This window comes from Gluconacetobacter entanii, assembly GCF_013155425.1.
Classification (GTDB): domain Bacteria; phylum Pseudomonadota; class Alphaproteobacteria; order Acetobacterales; family Acetobacteraceae; genus Novacetimonas; species Novacetimonas entanii.
The window spans coordinates 1-17,846 of sequence record NZ_JABJWD010000028.1; the positions used below are offsets into that span (position 1 = coordinate 1).

General features: G+C 64.8%; 16 protein-coding genes. 9 read left to right on the forward strand and 7 right to left on the reverse strand.

All coding sequences use genetic code 11. The features are described 5' to 3' along the window. From HNH97_RS05790 to zapE, 4 genes are all read right to left on the reverse strand, one after another. On the reverse strand, positions 1-314 hold a 314-nt coding region (locus HNH97_RS05790; RefSeq protein WP_314752410.1), incomplete at its 3' end, for a biotin/lipoyl-containing protein. Between the two features lie 74 nt (positions 315-388). Then, a complete protein-coding gene (gene odhB, locus HNH97_RS05795) occupies positions 389-1,639 on the reverse strand; it encodes a 2-oxoglutarate dehydrogenase complex dihydrolipoyllysine-residue succinyltransferase (RefSeq protein ID WP_171790212.1) in 1,251 nt (416 codons plus the stop codon). A 266-nt stretch (positions 1,640-1,905) separates the two neighbouring features. After that, positions 1,906-4,770 carry a 2-oxoglutarate dehydrogenase E1 component gene (locus tag HNH97_RS05800; protein ID WP_171790213.1) on the reverse strand — a complete coding sequence of 955 codons (2,865 nt, stop codon included), beginning with the start codon at positions 4,768-4,770 and terminating at the stop codon, positions 1,906-1,908. A 379-nt stretch (positions 4,771-5,149) separates the two neighbouring features. After that, positions 5,150-6,361 carry a cell division protein ZapE gene (gene zapE / locus HNH97_RS05805; protein WP_171790214.1) on the reverse strand — a complete coding sequence of 404 codons (1,212 nt, stop codon included), beginning with the start codon at positions 6,359-6,361 and terminating at the stop codon, positions 5,150-5,152. A 284-nt stretch (positions 6,362-6,645) separates the two neighbouring features. Between zapE and HNH97_RS05810 the strand changes: the two genes are divergently transcribed. The 3 genes from HNH97_RS05810 (at position 6,646) to HNH97_RS05820 (ending at position 8,328) form a co-directional block, all read left to right on the forward strand. Continuing rightward, entirely contained in the window at positions 6,646-7,287 is a 642-nt protein-coding gene (locus tag HNH97_RS05810; RefSeq protein WP_171790220.1) for a 2OG-Fe(II) oxygenase family protein, read from the forward strand. Positions 7,288-7,413: 126 nt separating this feature from the next. Further along, on the forward strand, positions 7,414-7,755 hold the full coding sequence (locus tag HNH97_RS05815; protein WP_110913109.1) for a hypothetical protein: 342 nt from the start codon (positions 7,414-7,416) through the stop codon (positions 7,753-7,755). A gap of 60 nt (positions 7,756-7,815) precedes the next feature. Further along, the gene (locus tag HNH97_RS05820; protein WP_171790215.1) at positions 7,816-8,328 is read left to right on the forward strand and encodes a Spy/CpxP family protein refolding chaperone; all 513 of its coding nucleotides are present in this window, start codon (positions 7,816-7,818) and stop codon (positions 8,326-8,328) included. A 228-nt stretch (positions 8,329-8,556) separates the two neighbouring features. On the opposite strand, the gene zwf is transcribed toward HNH97_RS05820, so the two are convergent. After that, positions 8,557-10,107, reverse strand: coding sequence for a glucose-6-phosphate dehydrogenase (zwf, locus tag HNH97_RS05825; RefSeq protein ID WP_171790216.1), 1,551 nt, complete (start codon positions 10,105-10,107; stop codon positions 8,557-8,559). Between the two features lie 411 nt (positions 10,108-10,518). On the opposite strand from zwf, the gene HNH97_RS05830 reads away from it, so the two are divergent. From HNH97_RS05830 to HNH97_RS05855, 6 genes are all read left to right on the forward strand, one after another. Beyond that, entirely contained in the window at positions 10,519-11,550 is a 1,032-nt protein-coding gene (locus tag HNH97_RS05830; RefSeq protein WP_171790217.1) for an aspartate-semialdehyde dehydrogenase, read from the forward strand. Positions 11,551-11,801: 251 nt separating this feature from the next. Further along, the gene (gene sdhC, locus HNH97_RS05835; RefSeq protein ID WP_227744617.1) at positions 11,802-12,194 is read left to right on the forward strand and encodes a succinate dehydrogenase, cytochrome b556 subunit; all 393 of its coding nucleotides are present in this window, start codon (positions 11,802-11,804) and stop codon (positions 12,192-12,194) included. Position 12,195: 1 nt separating this feature from the next. Then, positions 12,196-12,624 carry a succinate dehydrogenase, hydrophobic membrane anchor protein gene (gene sdhD / locus HNH97_RS05840; protein ID WP_110096199.1) on the forward strand — a complete coding sequence of 143 codons (429 nt, stop codon included), beginning with the start codon at positions 12,196-12,198 and terminating at the stop codon, positions 12,622-12,624. A gap of 100 nt (positions 12,625-12,724) precedes the next feature. Further along, a complete protein-coding gene (gene sdhA, locus HNH97_RS05845; RefSeq protein WP_110913106.1) occupies positions 12,725-14,536 on the forward strand; it encodes a succinate dehydrogenase flavoprotein subunit in 1,812 nt (603 codons plus the stop codon). A 26-nt stretch (positions 14,537-14,562) separates the two neighbouring features. Continuing rightward, positions 14,563-15,345, forward strand: coding sequence for a succinate dehydrogenase iron-sulfur subunit (locus HNH97_RS05850; protein ID WP_110913105.1), 783 nt, complete (start codon positions 14,563-14,565; stop codon positions 15,343-15,345). Between the two features lie 113 nt (positions 15,346-15,458). Continuing rightward, positions 15,459-16,121 (forward strand): tyrosine-protein phosphatase, encoded by a 663-nt coding sequence (locus HNH97_RS05855; RefSeq protein WP_171790218.1) that lies wholly within the window; start codon positions 15,459-15,461, stop codon positions 16,119-16,121. Between the two features lie 6 nt (positions 16,122-16,127). On the opposite strand, the gene HNH97_RS05860 is transcribed toward HNH97_RS05855, so the two are convergent. Then, positions 16,128-16,613: a helix-turn-helix domain-containing protein gene (locus HNH97_RS05860; protein ID WP_110913103.1), complete on the reverse strand. Its 486-nt coding sequence runs from the start codon at positions 16,611-16,613 to the stop codon at positions 16,128-16,130. A 308-nt stretch (positions 16,614-16,921) separates the two neighbouring features. Beyond that, on the reverse strand, positions 16,922-17,846 hold a 925-nt coding region (gene lnt / locus HNH97_RS05865), incomplete at its 5' end, for an apolipoprotein N-acyltransferase (protein WP_171790219.1).

Genomic DNA, 17,846 nt, shown 5'->3' on the forward strand with positions numbered 1-17,846 from the left:
GGCGCCGCAGGTGCGGCGGCGGCAGGGGCAGCGGGGGCCGCGGCCTTGGGGGCAGCCGCAGGTTTCGCACCGGCACCGCCGGCTTCCAGCGTGGTCAGGACCGCGCCGACCTCGACCTCGTCACCTTCGGCCACCTTGTGCGCGCCCAGCACGCCGGCCTGCGGCGCGGGGACTTCCACGCTGACCTTGTCCGTTTCAAGCTCCACAATCGGGTCATCGGCAGAAACTGCCTCGCCCGGCTGTTTCAGCCATTTGCCGATCGTGGCCGTGGTGACGCTTTCACCCAGCGTCGGAACCTTGATTTCAATGGTCATTCTATTCTGTCCTGCTTGCGGTATCGTGGAGGATCAGGCGGGAGGACCATGGATCGGCCCCCCGCCCGGCCGCATCAGACCTGCAGCAGCAGACGGCGCGGGTCTTCCACGTTCTGCTTGACCCGGACGAGGAAGCTGACGGCTTCCTTGCCATCGACGATCCGATGGTCATAGGTCAGCGCGATATACATCATCGGACGGATCACGACCTGCCCGTCCACGGCCACGGGGCGATCCTGGATGGAATGCATGCCCAGGATGGCCGACTGCGGCGCGTTGATGATGGGGGTGGACATCAGGGAGCCATAGATGCCGCCATTGGTGATGGAGAACGTGCCACCCGACAGTTCGTCGATCTTCAGCGTGCCTTCGCGCGCCTTCTTGCCAAAGCCCGCGATGGCGCTTTCGATCTCGGCAAAGCTCTTCTGGTCGGCGTCACGGATCACCGGCACCACCAGCCCGTTGGGACCGCCCACCGCGATGCCGAGGTTGACGAATTCGCGGTAGATCACGTCATCGCCGTCGATTTCGGCGTTGATCGCGGGGAATTCCTGCAGCGCGGCAATGACGGCGCGGCTGAAGATCGACATGAAGCCCAGCTTCGCGCCGTTATGCTTCTTGGCGAACGCGTCCTTGTATTCGGCGCGCATCGCCTTGACCGCCGACATGTCCACCTCGTTGAAGGTGGTCAGCAGGGCGGCCGTGTTCTGCGCATCCTTCAGGCGGCGCGCGATGGTGCGGCGCAGGCGCGTCATCTTCACGCGTTCCTCACGCGGGTCATCCTGACGCGGCGGACGCGGCGCGGCCGTGGGGGTGGCCGCACGCGGCTGTGCCAGGAACGCCTGCACGTCGCCCTTCGTGATGCGGCCGTCCTTGCCCGAACCCGTGCCGACCTGTGTGGCGGACACGCCCTGTTCGGTCATGATCTTCTGCGCCGCGGGGAACGGTGCGTGGGCCGCACCCTGCGCCGCCACGTCGGATGCGGGTGTTGCGGGACGCGCGACGGGTCCGGTGCTCAGCGGCTGTGCCTGCACGCCGGCGGCCGGCGCGGGCGCGGGCTTCGCGACGGGGGCGGCGGGCTTGCCCGTGCCGGCTTCGACGGTGGACAGGACGGTGCCGACCTCGACCTCCGCCCCTTCGGGCACCAGCAGCGGACCCAGCACACCGGCCTGCGGGGCGGGAACCTCGACACTGACCTTGTCGGTTTCCAGTTCGGCCACCGGGTCATCGGCGGACACGGAATCACCCGGCTGCTTCAGCCATTTTGCAACGGTTGCGGTAGTTACGCTTTCACCCAGCGTCGGCACCTTGATCTCGGCAGACATTCCTATTTTCCAATCCCTTTGCCGTCCCACCCCATGTCGCGGTTTTTCCGCGTCCGTGATGGGCCAGCGTGACAGTTCCTGACCTCAGGCCTTGTTCACATGGCGGCAGTACCGCCATCCGGCCTGTTAACCCTGCCCGGTCCCGGATGACGGGCCGGACCCTGTTCGATGCCACGCGCCGCGATGTCCATATGGCAATGTCCATGCCACGCGTGACGAAATGAGCGGGCGGCGGCAGGACGGCATGCGCCCCGCCGCCTGCCCCGTTACGCGACGCCAAGCGCCTTGTTGACCAGCGCGGCCTGCTCCGCAAGGTGCACCTTCGCAAGACCCGTCGCCGGGCTGGCGGCGGCGACGCGACCGACATATTCGGGACGCGCGCTCTTGTGCTTGATGCTGCCCAGCACGCCCTCGATCCGGCGATCGACGAAGTCCCAGCCACCCATGTTGGCGGGTTCTTCCTGGCACCAGATGACCTTCGCATCGGGATAGCGTGCCAGTTCGTCGCCCAGCAGCTTTGCCGGGAACGGATAGAACTGCTCCAGCCGCACGATCGCAACCGTGTCGAGCTTGCGCTCCCGCCGTTCGGTCAGCAGGTCGTAATAGACCTTGCCCGAGCAGATCACGACGCGTTCCACCTTCTTGGGATCGGCAATGGTGTCGATCTCCCCGATCACCGGCCTGAAGGTCGTGCCCGGGCCGAAATCCTTCAGTTCGGAGACCGCCAGCTTGTTCCGCAGCAGCGACTTCGGCGTCATGATGATCAGCGGCTTGCGGTAGTCAAGGAACAGTTGCCGACGCAGCGCGTGGTAGTAGTTGGCCGGCGTGGTCAGGTTGCACACACGCAGGTTGTCCTCGGCGCAAAGCTGCAGGTAGCGTTCCAGACGGGCGGAGGAATGTTCCGGCCCCTGCCCTTCGTAGCCATGCGGCAGCAGCATCACGAGGCCGGACATGCGCAGCCACTTCGTCTCGCCCGAGGCGATGAACTGGTCGATGATGACCTGCGCGCCGTTGGCGAAGTCGCCGAACTGCGCTTCCCACAGGACCAGCGCGTTCGGATCGGCCAGCGAGTAGCCATATTCGAAGCCCAGCACCCCGAATTCCGACAGCAGCGAGTTGTAGATCTCGATATGCGCCTGGTTGGGGTCGATGTTGTTCAGCGGCACGTAGGTGTTCTGGTTCACCTGGTCGATCAGGACGGCATGGCGCTGGCTGAAGGTGCCGCGCTGGCAGTCCTCGCCCGACAGGCGGACATGGTGCTTTTCAAGCAGGAGCGAGCCAAAGCCCAGCGCCTCGCCCGTGGCCCAGTCGATGCCCTCGCCCGTCTCGAACATCTTGGCCTTGGCCTTGAGCTGGCGGACGATCTTGGAATTGGCGGTGAAGTCGTCGGGCACCTTTGCCAGCGCCGCGCCGATTTCACGCAACTTGTCGATGGCAATACCGGTTTCGGGCATGGTCACGACCGCATCGACCGGCGGCGGCTTCAGCCCCTGCCATGCACCCTCCAGCCAGTCGGCCTTGTTCGGCTTGTAGCCCTGCGCGGCCTGGTAGGCGGCCTCGAGCTTGTCGTGGAACGCGTTCCACTCCCCCTCGACCTCGGCCTCGGTCACGACGCCTTCGCGCACCAGGCGTTCGGAATACAGCGTGCGGATGGTCGGGCGCGCCGCGATGGCCTTGTACATGATCGGCTGCGTGAAGGACGGCTCATCCGATTCGTTGTGGCCGTGGCGGCGGTAGCCCACGATGTCGATGACCACGTCGGAGGCGAACTTCTGCCGGAATTCGGCGGCAAGGCGCGCGCAGTAGACAACGGCCTCGGGCTCGTCACCATTGACGTGGAAGATCGGCGCCTGCACCGCCTTGGCGATGTCGGTGCAGTACAGCCCCGAGAAGGCATGGATGGAAACGGTGGTGAAGCCGATCTGGTTGTTCACCACGACATGCACGGTGCCGCCGGTGCGGTAGCCGATCAACTGCGACATCGCCAGCGTCTCGTAGACGATGCCCTGCCCCGCGAACGCCGCGTCGCCATGCAGCAGGATGCCCATGTGGCGGCCGCGCTGGTGCGGGTCATCATCGTCCTGCGTCGCGCGCACCTTGCCGATCACCACGGGATCGACCGCCTCAAGGTGGGAGGGGTTGGGCTGGAGCGAGATATGGACCGGCGTGCCGCCGATTTCCACATCGGTGGAGGTGCCCAGGTGGTATTTCACATCCCCCGATCCCTGCACGTCGTCCGGCTTGAACGACGCGCCGGCGAATTCGCTGAAGATCGCGGTGTAGGGCTTGCGCACGATGTTGACGAGCGTGTTCAGGCGCCCGCGATGCGGCATGCCGATCGCAACCGAGCGCACGCCGCCGCTGGCGGCCTGATCGATCACGGCATGCAGCGCGGGGATGGTGACGTCCTCACCCTCAAGCCCGAAGCGCTTGGTGCCGACATAGCGTTTCTGACAGAAAGATTCGAAACCTTCGGCCTGCGTCAGGTGTTCAAGGATGACCTTCTTTTCCTGCGCGCTGGCACCCTGGCGCCAGTTGTCGCCTTCCAGGCGGGCCTGCACCCACATCCGCTGTTCGGGATCCTGGATATGCATGTATTCCGTGCCGATCGGCCCGCAATAGACCGCGCGCAACGCATCAAGCACCTGGTTGATGGTGGCGGTTTCCGCCCCGATCAGGCTGGCGACGATGCGGCCGAGATAGATCGGGCGGTCACGGTCGTTGGGACCGAAGCCATAGGTCGCGGGGTCAAGGTCGGCATGGGGCTTGGGCACCTGCAGGCCAAGCGGGTCAAGCCGCGCCTCGAGATGGCCACGCACACGATACGCCCGGATCAACTGCGTCGCGCGCAGGCTGTCATCCGCCGCCGCGTGCAGGCTTTCGGCGGAAACCGTGCCGCCCGCGGGGACGGTCTCGGCTTCCTCGCCGGTGATCATGGGTGCACGTGGCGCCCACGACGCGCCTTCGGCATCGTGTTCGATTTCCGCGCTCTGCTCATCCATGTCGGAGAACAGGGACGCAAAGGAAGGATCGACACTTTTGGGGTCCACCGCCCAGCGTGCATACAATTCGGCCAGATAGGCCGTATTGGAGCCGCTGAATGCGGTCGAAAGAATATCTACGCCCGCCATCTTGAAGACATCTCCTCACTGACGACCTTGTCGGCCGCGTTATTTGTCCGGTCCCGCATCCGTGGCGCCATGTGATGGCCCCTGCCCGCGGGCCGGCTTATGGCCCTTACCCTAACGGCACCCGGCCATGGGTACCGCCATCATTCATCAAGGTCAGGATTGCTGTGGACGCATGCTGACATTTTCGTATGTCCCCCGGAGAACGGGGAAAACGCGGTGAAAATGCAGCCCTGCGTGGCACAATTCCGGCCCTGGGAACTTCCTCGACTACCCAAGCAAAGACCGGCCCCTTTGCCTACCGCCCCACCAGTCACAGGCGCGCCATGGGCGTCACGATGGCGTGACCCTCCGCCCATGGCGCGCGGCGTTGTCACAACAGCTATGCCGACAGGTGGGGCAACTGCGCGTAGGAGGCGCTCTGCATCTCCTCGAGGCGTGAGGCGGTGCGTTCGAACGCCTTCGCCCCCTGCCCGCGTTCATACAGGGAATCGGGCTGGTCCCCGGCGGAGGCGAACAGCTTGACGTTCTGTTCGTACAGCGCGTCGATCAGGACGATGAAGCGCCGGGCCTCGTCGAAATTGTCCGGCCCCATGCGCGGCACGTTGTCGATGATGAGGTTGGGAAAGCGCGTCGCAAGCGCGAGATAGTCCCCCGCCCCGAGGAAGCGCCCGCACAGTTCGGAAAAATCGAAGCGCGCGACCGGCCCGGCCGCACGGGCGACATGCAGGATGCGGCCCATGATGTCGAGGTCCACCTCCTGCACCGGCGCGCCTGCTGCAAGGTGGGTGAAGATGGTGTCGAGTTCCGCCTTCGCCGCCGCATCGGCGGGCACGATCCATGTGCGCATGCCGCGCACGCCGCCACGGCGGTAATCGCGCGGGGAATCGAGGATGACGGTATCGACCTCGCGCATGATGATGTCGATGAAGGGCTTGAACGCATCCGCGCCGGGACGGTCCTGGAACAGGTCTTCGGGCCTGGTGTTGGAGGTCGCGACCACCACCACCCCGTCGGCGAACAGGTATTCGAACAGACGCCCGAGGATCATGGCGTCGGCGATGTCGTTGACCTGGAATTCGTCAAAGCACAGCAGCCACGCCTCCTGCGCGATCTGGCGCGCCAGCGGCGGGATGGGATCGGCAAGGTCAGGCTGCGCCACCTTCATGTCATGCAGGCGCTGGTGGACGTCCTGCATGAAGCGGTGGAAATGCACCCGGCGCTTGTGCTCCACCGGGGCGAGGTCGAAGAACAGGTCCATCAGCATCGTCTTGCCGCGCCCGACCTGCCCGACCATGTAGACCCCGCGCGGCCGCGCCGGCCCCGCCTGCGCCCCGCGCCCACCACCAAGCCCCAGCCGCGCGCGCAGGCCGCCGAACAGGCCGGGACGCGCGGCGGCACGCTGCATGACCACCGGGTGGTAGTCGCGCAGTTCGCGCCACAACCGGTCAAGGCGACGCGCCGCCTTTTCCTGTTCCGGGTCGCGGTCGAGCGTGCCTGCGGCGACACGGGCCTCGTACACGGCGAAGGGGCCGGCATCGCCTTGCGGAACCGGCTGTGAAGGGGCGGAAGCGGTGCGAATTTCGGTATCCATACCCAACGCCGATAATCCCTCCCCGACCCTTCGGCAAGGGCACAAAACCGCCATATACGGCCGTTACGGGCGTTCTCTCCATCTGGTGAACGCAAAGGGCGGGAAATGGAGCATTTGTGATGGACCCGCCCACCCTGCCGCGACGTTCACCACGCATCATGCCCCACACCGCGCACCACATCCCCCATGCCCCGTCCCGCACGCCCGTGACGACAGCCTTGCGACGTGCGGCGCGGCCCCCTAATCTCGGGCACGCACCCCTTGCCGTGGCCCTACAGGATCGCATGACCATACCCATCATTCCCGACTATGCCGCGCTGGAAAACGCCGCTGTCGCCACCGATCCGTTCCCCCATGCCATCGTGCCCCATTTCATCGGGCCGCAGGACCTGCGCGCGGCGGTGGCCTCCCTGCCGGTCTTTGCCTCCGGCGGGTCCTATCCGCCGAGCGCGCTGCGGCTGTCGCCACTGATCCGCGACCTCGTTGCGGAACTGGAGGGGCCGAGGCTGCGCGACATCATCGCGGCGAAATTCGGGCTGGACCTGCATGGCGCGCCGACCATGCTGACGCTGCGCGGGCGCACGCGGGCGCAGGACGGGCGCATCCACCGCGACTCGGTGTGCAAGCGGGTGACGGTGCTGCTTTACCTCAATGTGGACGACACGACATGGACCCGGCACGAAGGCTGCCTGCGGCTGCTGCGCGGGGAACATGACATCGAGGACTACGCCACCGAGGTCGCGCCCGTGAACGGGACGCTGCTGGTCTTTCCCAACGGCACGAACACATGGCACGGGCATCGCCGTTATGTCGGCGCGCGCAACACCATACAGCTCAACTACATGACCGATGATTCGCGCGCGCGCGGGGAACTGCGCCGCCACCGCCTGTCGGCATTGACGAAACGCCTGCGGATTGCGGCATAACGGAGGCCGCGACCGTCATGATTTCGACATGGCGGGCACTATGATGGTGACTGCTTAACGACCATGACCGGTTGACGTATCATCCACCCCTTCCTTTTAACGCACCATTGGACAAGGGCCCTCGCATTGAAGCGGTTTTCACGATTTCCCAAGTTCCTGGCCGTCGCGGGCGCAGCACTGACGCTGGCGACAGCCACCCTGCCCGCCGCCTCCGCCCTGGCGCAGCCATGGGGTGGACGTGGCGGCCCGCCGCCGCCGCGCGGTGGCTGGCATGGCGGTCGCGGCCACGGTGGCGGCGGCGCAGGCCTTGCGGTTGGCAGCGGCATCGCGGGCCTTGCGATCGGCACGATGCTCGGCAGCACGCTGGCGGACCGCGCCGTGGCGCCGCCGCCTGCGTACTACCCGCCGCAGCCCGTGCCGCCGCCCCCGCCGCCGTCCTATTATTCCCCTTATGGTTACGGGTACTGAAACCGGGTCATCCGACGCCGCGTTTCCCGCCCGCCCGAACAGATCTGAAGGTATCCAGTCATGAGTCTTCGCCGTATCCTTCCTGCCGCCGCCCTCCTGCTGCTGCCGGGCATGGCCATGGCCGCCGTCCCCCCGACGCAGGCCGCGCCTCCCGCCGCGACGGCACCGCTTGCGCATACGCCGCACGATCCCTCGCCCGAGCAGCTTGAGGAACACATCACCGCCCTGCATACGCAACTGCATATCACCAAGGCGCAGGAAAAGCTGTGGGCGCCGTTCGCGCAGGACATGCGTGACAATGCAAGCCGCCTGCATGACGCGATCGAAAAGCGCCGCACCGACCTGCCGACGATGAGTGCGACGGACAACATGCAGTCCTATGCCACGCTGGTCGCGCAGCGCGCGCAGGACATGCAGACGCTGAACCAGGCCTTCACGCCGCTCTATGCCGCGTTCTCCAAGAAGCAGAAGAAGAACGCCGACGCGCTGTTCCGCCAGGGTGACGAGGAACATGCCGAACGTCAGGCCGATGCAGGTCAGGCTGCCGCATCCGACAGCGCTGCCGCGAAATAAGCCGTACCCGACAGGGCACGGCGGAAATGTCGCCTGATGGGGGCGTGGCCAGTGAATGGCCACGCCCCTTTTTCATTGAGGGACCACAGCCCCCCGCACCCCAATCCATTGCATCAGTCATGGTTTCCAAAGGGCAATGCCCTTTGGCGGGTTCCAAGGCAGAGCCCTGATGATCGCCCTCACCGGGAAATTTCCGGATGAGGGCTGTTTTCAAAAAGCCGACGCCCTTCAGACCCCGTCGAGCGGATACCAAGCCCGCCCGTCACGTTCGAGCAGTTCGTCCGCGCCCTTCGGCCCGGTCGCCCCGGCGGGGTAGAGTTCCAGCCCATCCGCATTGCCCGCCCATGCCTTCAGCACGGGATCGACGGCACGCCATGCGGCCTCGATATTATCCGCGCGCTGGAACAGGGTCGCATCCCCCGTCAGGCAGTCATACAGCAGCGTTTCATACCCGACATTTGGCGACTGCGCGAAGACGTCCTCGTAACGGAAGCGCACCTGCACCTCCGCAAGGTCCATCTTCGGTCCCGGCCGCTTGGCCCCCATTTCCACCGTCAGTCCCTGCGCGGGCTGGATGTTGAGGATGATGCGGTTGGGCGGCAGTTCCTGCGTTTCGGTATCGCGGAACATCATCATCGGCGGTTTCTTGAACTGCACCACCACCTCCGTCCGGCGGCCACCCAGCGACTTTCCGGTGCGCAGGTAGAACGGCACCCCGGCCCAGCGCCAGTTATCGACATGCAGTTTCAGCGCGACATAGGTTTCGGTATGGCTGTCGGGCGCGACACCCGGACTTTCGCGATAGGCGATGACGGGCTTGCCCTCCACCGTGCCCGCGCCGTACTGCCCGCGCACCGCATCGGTGGGGGGGATGGGGCGCACCGCCTCGAACAACTGCTCCTTGCTGGTGCGCACGGTGTCGGCGGAAAACGAATTCGGCGGCTCCATCGCCACCATGCCGAAAAGCTGGAACAGGTGGTTGGGGATCATGTCACGCAGCGCGCCGGTGGGTTCATAGAACGCGCCACGCTGCTCCACGCCGATCGTCTCGGCCGCGGTGATCTGCACATGGTCGATGAACTCGTTGCGCCACAGCGGTTCGAACAGAAGGTTGCCAAAGCGCATGGCCAGGATGTTCTGCACCGTTTCCTTCCCGAGGAAATGGTCGATGCGATAGACTTGGCTTTCATCAAGCACCGCAAGGATGCGGCGGTTGAGTTCGCGCGCGCTGGCAAGGTCCGCGCCGAACGGCTTTTCGATGACCACGCGGCGGAAGTGCCCGTCCGTCTGCGTCACCAGCCCCGCCCTGCCCAGCATCTCCACCACGGGGGCGAAGAAACGCGACGACACGGCAAGGTAGAAGATCGCGTTGCCGGGGATCTTCTCGCCCAGCGCGCGGACCTGCGCGAGGTCGCCGAAATCGGCCTGCACGTATTCCAGCCGTTCACACACCCATCCCCACTGCTTCGAATCGATGCTCGGCGCGTGGAACTCCGCATTGGGGTCATGGGTGAAAGACTGCATCATCGCCGTCAGGCCGTCGCGCCACTGCGCGGTGGTGCTGGCGACGCGGTCCACGCCGATGATGCGGAATCCGGGATCAAGGAGGCCGCTGCCGGCAAGGTTGTACAGCGCGGGCATCAGCAGGCGCTTGGTCAGGTCGCCATGCGCGCCGAAGATCACCAGCGTGCAGGCCGGGGCCGGACGCGCGCCCGCAGGCGCGCGCGGCGTTGCAGGGGCGGGAGTGGCGTCAGTTGGGGGGGCGTCAGGTAATGACATGGTCCGTGACAGTCCTTTGGCTGTGCTTTTACGCACGGCGGGGCTGCCGGGGCGGCCCACGCACGCAAAAATCCGTCCCGGCATGCGCATATGCTGCCGGGCATGCAAAGCCATAGCACCATATACGGACAACAGGCTTTGCGTCTGCTCAAACGGTGTTACGCCCGCAGGGCGGATATGTCGGGGGATATGCCCGGACGGATGCGCCGGGCCAGATGTGAAAAGCCGGAGGGGACTTCCGGGCAACAGATAAAAACATTCGGGAAAAATATCGTGTTGCTTGCACCGCCTGCACGCAGGCTCTACGTGTCGGGACGCTTAGTGGCGCCAGGTGCCACTGTCTGCCAATCCGCGCTGGCATGGCCCGTTCTTTCGCGGGGGCCGGCGCCTCATCATTCAGGGGATTATCCAATGGGTTACCGCGTTGCGGTGGTGGGTGCCACCGGCGCCGTCGGGCGTGAAATACTCAAGACACTGGCCGAGCGCCAGTTCCCGGTGGACGACATCGTGGCGCTGGCCTCCGCCCGGTCGGCGGGACAGGAAGTGTCATTCGGGGAGAAGCGCGTGCTGAAGGTGCGCAACCTCGAACATTTCGACTTCACGGGCTGGGACGTCGCCCTGTTCTCGCCCGGCGGGTCAGTGTCGGCCAAGTATGCCCCGCGCGCGGCAAAGGCCGGGTGCATCGTGATCGACAACACGTCGCACTTCCGCATGGAACCCGACGTCCCGCTCGTGGTGCCGGAGGTCAATCCCAATGATGTGAAGAAGGCGAAGCGCGGCATCATCGCCAACCCCAACTGTTCCACCATCCAGATGGTCGTGGCGCTGAAGCCGCTGCATGACCTGTTCACGATCCGGCGCGTGGTCGTCGCGACGTACCAGGCCGTCGCCGGCGCGGGCAAGAGCGGGATGGACGAACTGTTCACCCAGACGCGCGGCAGCTTTGTCGGCGACCCGGCCGAAGCGCAGCAGTTCACCAAGCAGATCGCCTTCAACTGCATCCCCCACATCGACCGCTTCATGGATGACGGCGCGACCAAGGAGGAGTGGAAGATGGCGGTGGAGACGCGCAAGATCCTCGACCCCGACATCTCCGTCTTCGCCACATGCGTGCGCGTGCCGGTGTTCATCGGCCATGCCGAGGCCGTCAGCGTGGAATTCGAGGAACCCGTGGACCTCGAACGCGCGCGCAGGGCCCTGCGTGACGCCCCCGGAGTCGTGCTGCATGACAAGCGCGAGGATGGCGGTTACGTCACCCCCGTCGAGGCGGTGGGCGAGGATGCGACCTATGTCTCGCGCCTGCGGATCGACCCGACCGTACCGAACGGACTCGGCTTCTGGTGCGTGTCCGACAACCTGCGCAAGGGGGCCGCGCTCAACGCCGTTCAGATCGCGGAAACAATGATCGCGCTTGACCTGCTGGGCCATCACGGGCAGGGCTGAATACATGCCTTTTTGGCGCGGATCAGCCATGCGTCCGCGCCAATGCTTGGATCAATACATTCGGGGCGTCTCTCAACCTCGTGTTCCGGGCCTGCGTTGACCACACCCACCGGGGGGCGTAGGACCGAATAATACAAGGCAACGGAACAAACCGAAGCCATAACAGGGAAATTGACGAGACGACCATGCAGGATGTCCGTGATGCGCTCTATGTAGGGCACCGAAGCGACGGAACTCTGACCAGGCGGCCAATGTCCCCGCACCTCCAGGTCTACCGCTTCCGTCTTTCCATGTTCCTTTCGATCGCGAACCGCGCGGCGGGTGTTGCCGCCGCTGCCGGTTCCGCGCTTGGCATCTGCTGGATCAGCGCTGCCGCAAAGGGACCGAAATCATTTGCCAAGGTCCAGAAAGTGACCGGCCACCCGCTGGGCAAGCTTGCCCTCGCGGGGTGGGCGCTCGCGCTGGTCTATCACTTCGTGGCGGGGATTCGCCACCTGATGTGGGACAGCGGCGCCCGCTTCGACAAGAAGGAAATCAACGAGGACGGCCCCATCGCCGCGGGCGTGACCGTCGGCGTCACGCTGGCACTGGTTGTCAGCATCCTTGGCGTCGCCGCCTGCCGTTCCAAGAAGAGGGCCTCCTGACATGAGTACTTCGCACAAACCGCACATCACCGTCATGCGTTCGCAGCTGTCGCGCGCACGCGGTCTGGGTTCGGGCAAGAGCGGCGTCGCCCACTGGTGGGCCGAACGCATGTCCGCCGTGGCGCTGGTGCCGCTGTCGGGGTGGTTCGTCATCCAGGTCTTCCGCCTTGCGGGCGCGTCCCAGCCGGAAGTCGCGCAGTGGGGCGGCAGGCCCGTCAACGCCACCATGATGATGGCGCTGGTGATCCTGACCTTCTACCACACGCAGCTGGGCCTGCAGGTCATCATCGATGACTATGTGCACGGCAAGGCGCATGTCCCGGCAAGCCTGCTGATGAAAAGCGTGGTTTTCCTGCTGGGTGTGTTCGGCGCGATTTCCGTTCTGAAGCTGGCGCTTGTCGCGACGCGCGGGCGAATCGCCGCGAACTGACGCGCGCGCCACGCCACCGGCAAGACAGAGACATTCGCGGACTGGCGGTCCGGACAAACCCGCCCGGCAGTCCGAACGAGCATCGGGACACGTCCAAACAATGAATGCGATCACATCCCCAATCCCCGGCAATTACAAGATCGTCGATCACGCCTATGACGTGGTCGTGGTCGGTGCCGGCGGTTCCGGCCTCCGGGCCACGCTTGGCATGGGTGCCGCCGGTCTGAAGACCGCCTGCGTCACCAAGGTTTTCCCCACACGCAGCCACACCGTCGCGGCCCAGGGCGGCATCGGTGCGTCGCTTGGCAACATGGCCGAGGACAACTGGCGCTGGCACATGTACGACACCGTCAAGGGGTCGGACTGGCTCGGTGACCAGGACGCCATCGAATATATGTGCCGCGAGGCCGTGCCCGCCGTGCAGGAACTCGAACACATGGGTGTTCCGTTCTCCCGCACCGAGGACGGCAAGATCTACCAGCGTCCGTTCGGCGGGCACATGCGCAACTATGGCGAGGCCCCGGTGCCCCGCGCCTGCGCCGCCGCCGACCGCACGGGCCATGCCATCCTGCACACGCTGTACCAGCAGTGCCTGAAGCATAACGTCGAATTCTTCGTCGAATATTTCGCCATCGACCTGATCATGGACGAAAAGGGCGCATGCAAGGGCGTTGTCGCCTGGTGCCTTGATGACGGCACGCTGCACCGCTTCCGCGCGCAGATGGTCGTGCTGGCGACGGGTGGCTATGGCCGCGCCTACCACTCCTGCACCTCCGCCCATACCTGCACCGGCGACGGTGGCGGCATGGCGGTGCGCGCGGGCATCCCGCTGCAGGACATGGAATTCGTGCAGTTCCACCCCACCGGCATCTTCCCCGCAGGCTGCCTGCTGACCGAAGGCTGCCGTGGCGAGGGCGGGTACCTGACCAACTCCGAAGGCGAGCGGTTCATGGAACGCTATGCGCCGACGGCCAAGGACCTCGCCTCACGCGATGTCGTCTCGCGCGCCATGACGATCGAGATCAACGAAGGGCGTGGCTGTGGTCCGAACAAGGATTACATGCTGCTGCACCTTGAACATCTTGGCGCGGACCTGCTGCATGAACGCCTGCCGGGCATTTCGGAAACGGCCCGCATCTTTGCCGGTGTGGACGTGACGAAGGAACCGGTGCCGGTGCTGCCGACGGTGCATTACAACATGGGCGGCATCCCCACCAATTACCATGGCGAAGTCATCCGCCCCACCGCCGACGATGTCGATGCGGTCGTGCCCGGCCTGATGGCCGTGGGCGAGGCCGCGTGCGTGTCCGTGCATGGCGCGAACCGCCTGGGCACGAACTCCCTGCTTGACCTGGTCGTGTTCGGCCGTGCCGCGGCGCAGCGCGCAGCCCAGATCATCAAGAGCGCGGAAACCATCCCGCCGCTGCCCCCCGGTGCGGGCGACAAGGCGATCGAGCGTTTTGACCGCCTGCGCAACGCCAAGGGCAAGACCCATGTCGCCGCGATGCGTTCGAACCTGCAGCGCACGATGCAGAAGCACGCCGCCGTGTTCCGCAACACCAAGAGCCTGGCCGAAGGTGTGGAGAAGATCGCGCAGATCTGGAAGGAAGTGGACGATATCTCCATCTCCGACCGTTCGCTGATCTGGAACAGCGACCTGATGGAAGCGCTGGAGTTCGAAAACCTGCTCGCCAACGCCACCGTCACGATGGCTGGGGCCGAGGCACGTCACGAAAGCCGCGGCGCACAGGCGCATGACGACTATCCCGATCGTGACGACAAGAACTGGATGAAGCACACCGTCGCCCACATGGACGACAAGGGTGGGGTCACGCTGACCTATCGCCCCGTGCACATGAAGACGCTGACCGATGACGTTCAGGTCTTCCCCCCCAAGAAACGCGTCTACTGAGCGCGCGGCGGAAAGGGAACGAGACGATGGTCGAATTCAAACTGCCAAGAAACAGCACGGTGGGCACGGGGCGGACATTCACCGCCCCCCCCGGTGCGACGAACGTCAAGTCATTCCGGATCTATCGCTGGAGCCCGGATAACAACGACAACCCCGTGATCGATACGTACGAGATCGATCTGGACCGTATCGGTCCGATGGTCCTTGATGCGCTGATCCACATCAAGAACGACATCGACCCCACCCTGACCTTCCGGCGGTCCTGCCGCGAGGGGATCTGCGGATCGTGCGCGATGAACATCGCGGGCGAAAACACGCTGGCGTGCCTCAAGCCGATCCGCGACCTGCAGGGTGATGTGCCGATCTATCCGCTGCCGCACATGCCGATCGTCAAGGATCTGGTGCCCAACCTCGACGGGGCCTATGCACAGTTGCGCTCCATCGACCCGTGGCTGAAGTCCGACACGCTGCCGCCGCCCGATAGCGAACGGCTGCAGAGCATCGAGGAACGTGCCGAACTTGACGGCATGTGGGAATGCATCCTGTGCTTCTGCTGCTCCACCTCGTGCCCGTCGTACTGGTGGAACGGGGATCGCTACCTCGGCCCGGCCACGCTGCTTGCGGCGTATCGCTGGATCGCCGACAGCCGCGACGAATATGCGGGTGACCGCCTCGACGCGCTGGAAGACCCGATGAAGCTGTATGCCTGCCGCACGATCATGAACTGCACCCAGACCTGCCCCAAGGGTCTGAACCCGGCCAAGGCCATCGGGCGTCTGAAGGAACTTCAGATGGAACGCAAGGGCTGATCCCCCGAGACATGGTCCCACGGCGCATCCTGCCGTGACGGATTGACGAACGAAGCGCCGGATGGGACATTCCGGCGCTTTTTTCGTCTCTGCACCCATGAAAGGATGCGCCCGTGTTCGATGGAACCCTGTCCAGCGCGTCAGGGCGTGGACGCGCCTGGATCGACAGCCTGTTCGTCGATCATGCGATCCTGCGCATGACATGGACGAACTTCCGCACCGTCATCCCCGGCCGGGTCTATCGCTGCAACCATCCCACCCCATGGCGCCTGGCCATGGCGACGCGGCGGCTGCACCTCAAGACACTGGTCAACCTGCGCGGCCACCGGCAATGCGGATCCGATGCGCTGTCGCGTGATGCGGCACACCGCCTGGGGCTGCGGCATATCGACATGGCGTTCGAAAGCCGCAACGCCCCGCACCGCGACCGGATCGAACGGTTCGAGAAAATCTACCGCTCGCTCACCTTCCCCATGCTGATGCACTGCAAGTCCGGGGCGGACCGCACGGGCCTTGCCGCGGGCCTTGTACTGCTGTTCGAAGGGGGGACGGCACGTGACGCGCTGCGCCAGCTTTCGTGGAAGAACGGGCATTTCAACAGTTCGCGCACCGGCGTGCTCGACGCGTTCTTCCTGCGCTACCAGGCCGAAGCCGAAGGGCGCATCCCGTTCATGCAATGGGTGCGTACCGAATATGACGAAGACCGCCTGCGCCACGATTTCCGCGCCGGCAAAATCGCGGCCTTCCTTAATGACAGCGTGCTGCGCCGCGAATAGGGGGCTTCAGGCCGTCGTCGCCATCGAACGCACGAGGTCCAGCACACGCCGGCGCACCGCAGGGTCGCTGATGCGGTAATAGGAACGGACAAGGTCGATCGTCTCCCGCCGCGACAGCAGCGCGAGTTCGTTGCTGGCGAACCGGTCGTCCCCACCCTCTGGCTGGGCCGGGGCGGGCGTGCCGCCAAACGCGCCCCGTGCCTCGGCAAACGATTCGACAGGCATGGACGATGCCTGCGGGAGGGCGGCCTCATCCGGCATGCCGTCGAAAAAGAACGCAATCGGCACATCCAGAACCCGCGCCAGGTCATACAGGCGCGACGCACCGACGCGGTTGGCCCCGCGTTCATATTTCTGCACCTGCTGGAATGTCAGCCCCAGCGCCGTTCCCAGACGTTCCTGCGACATGCCGAGCAACGTCCGGCGCAGCCGGATCCGGCTGCCTACATATACGTCAACGGGACTGGGAGTACTAGACAACTTGTTATTCACTACAGATGCCCTATGCCAGAAATACGATTTTCTGATAAATCATCACTTAGTTATATATTAAACAAAACAGTTATAGGATTCATTATTAACCTTTTGTAAAGGGCGAAATTATATCCTCACCGCGGCACGTCAAATAACCCCCTGTGATTCAATCTGTTATGACTGCCGCATAAAAGGTGCTTTTTTGGTACCTTTTTGTTGCAGTCTATTTCAGCATCCAATAGATCGGATTTTTACAGATTGTCAGGCGTGGCGATCCTAACGGCACGCATTACGAATCGTTCCTGAACCCATATGTTACAGCTATGTCAGGAACGCCCGGATGCCGGCCTGTTGCGCCATCCGGCCGTCATCCCCGCCGCCAGCAGCCCGAACGCCAGCAGCACCGGGACCAGTCGGCCCCAGCGCGCGAAAAAGGGCGGCGACAGCGCATCAGGCATCGCCCGGACGATCACCCCCGTCCGGTCCCATCCCAGTCGCGCCACCTCATGCCCGTACCCATCGAATATGGCGGAAATGCCCGTGTTCGCGGCCCGCGCGATGGGCAATCCTTCTTCCACCGCGCGCATCCTGACCGCCGCCAGATGCTGGCGTGGGCCGGCACTGTTTCCGTACCAGCCATCATTGGTGCTGTTGAGCAGCCATGAAGGCCGGTCATGCGCATCGACCGTCTGGCCTGAAAAGATGACCTCGTAACAGATCAGCGGACCAACGGGGGCGATGCCTGGCACGTGCCATGTCCGCACGCCACTGCCCGCCGCCATGCCATCACCCGGCACCACATGAAAGGGCAGCAGGGCGGGCTGGTATTCCCCGAACGGTACCAGGTGCGATTTGTCATACAGTCCGCCCACCTGCCCGTCGGGGGGCAGCAGTACGGCCATGCTGTTGCGCCAGCGGTCCTGCTCATCCTGCCGCAGGGTGCCAATCACACCGGCCACCGCCCCCCGCCCGGCCTGCATGATCATGCGCCGGGCGATCGCGTCCTCCAGCAGCAGGCCGGGAAATGCGGATTCCGGCCAGGCGAACACGACGGGCCGCCCCTGTGTTCCCTGCAACAGGGCCTGCCCCACGCCATCATGGGTCAGGGTGAGGTAGCGGCGGAAAATCGCGACATCCTCGTTCCCCGCCATCTTTTCCGCTTCGGGCACATTCCCCTGCACCAGCACAACCACGGGATTGCGGCCCACATCACGCCCCCGCACCCCGGATGAAAGGCGCACCGCCCCCGCC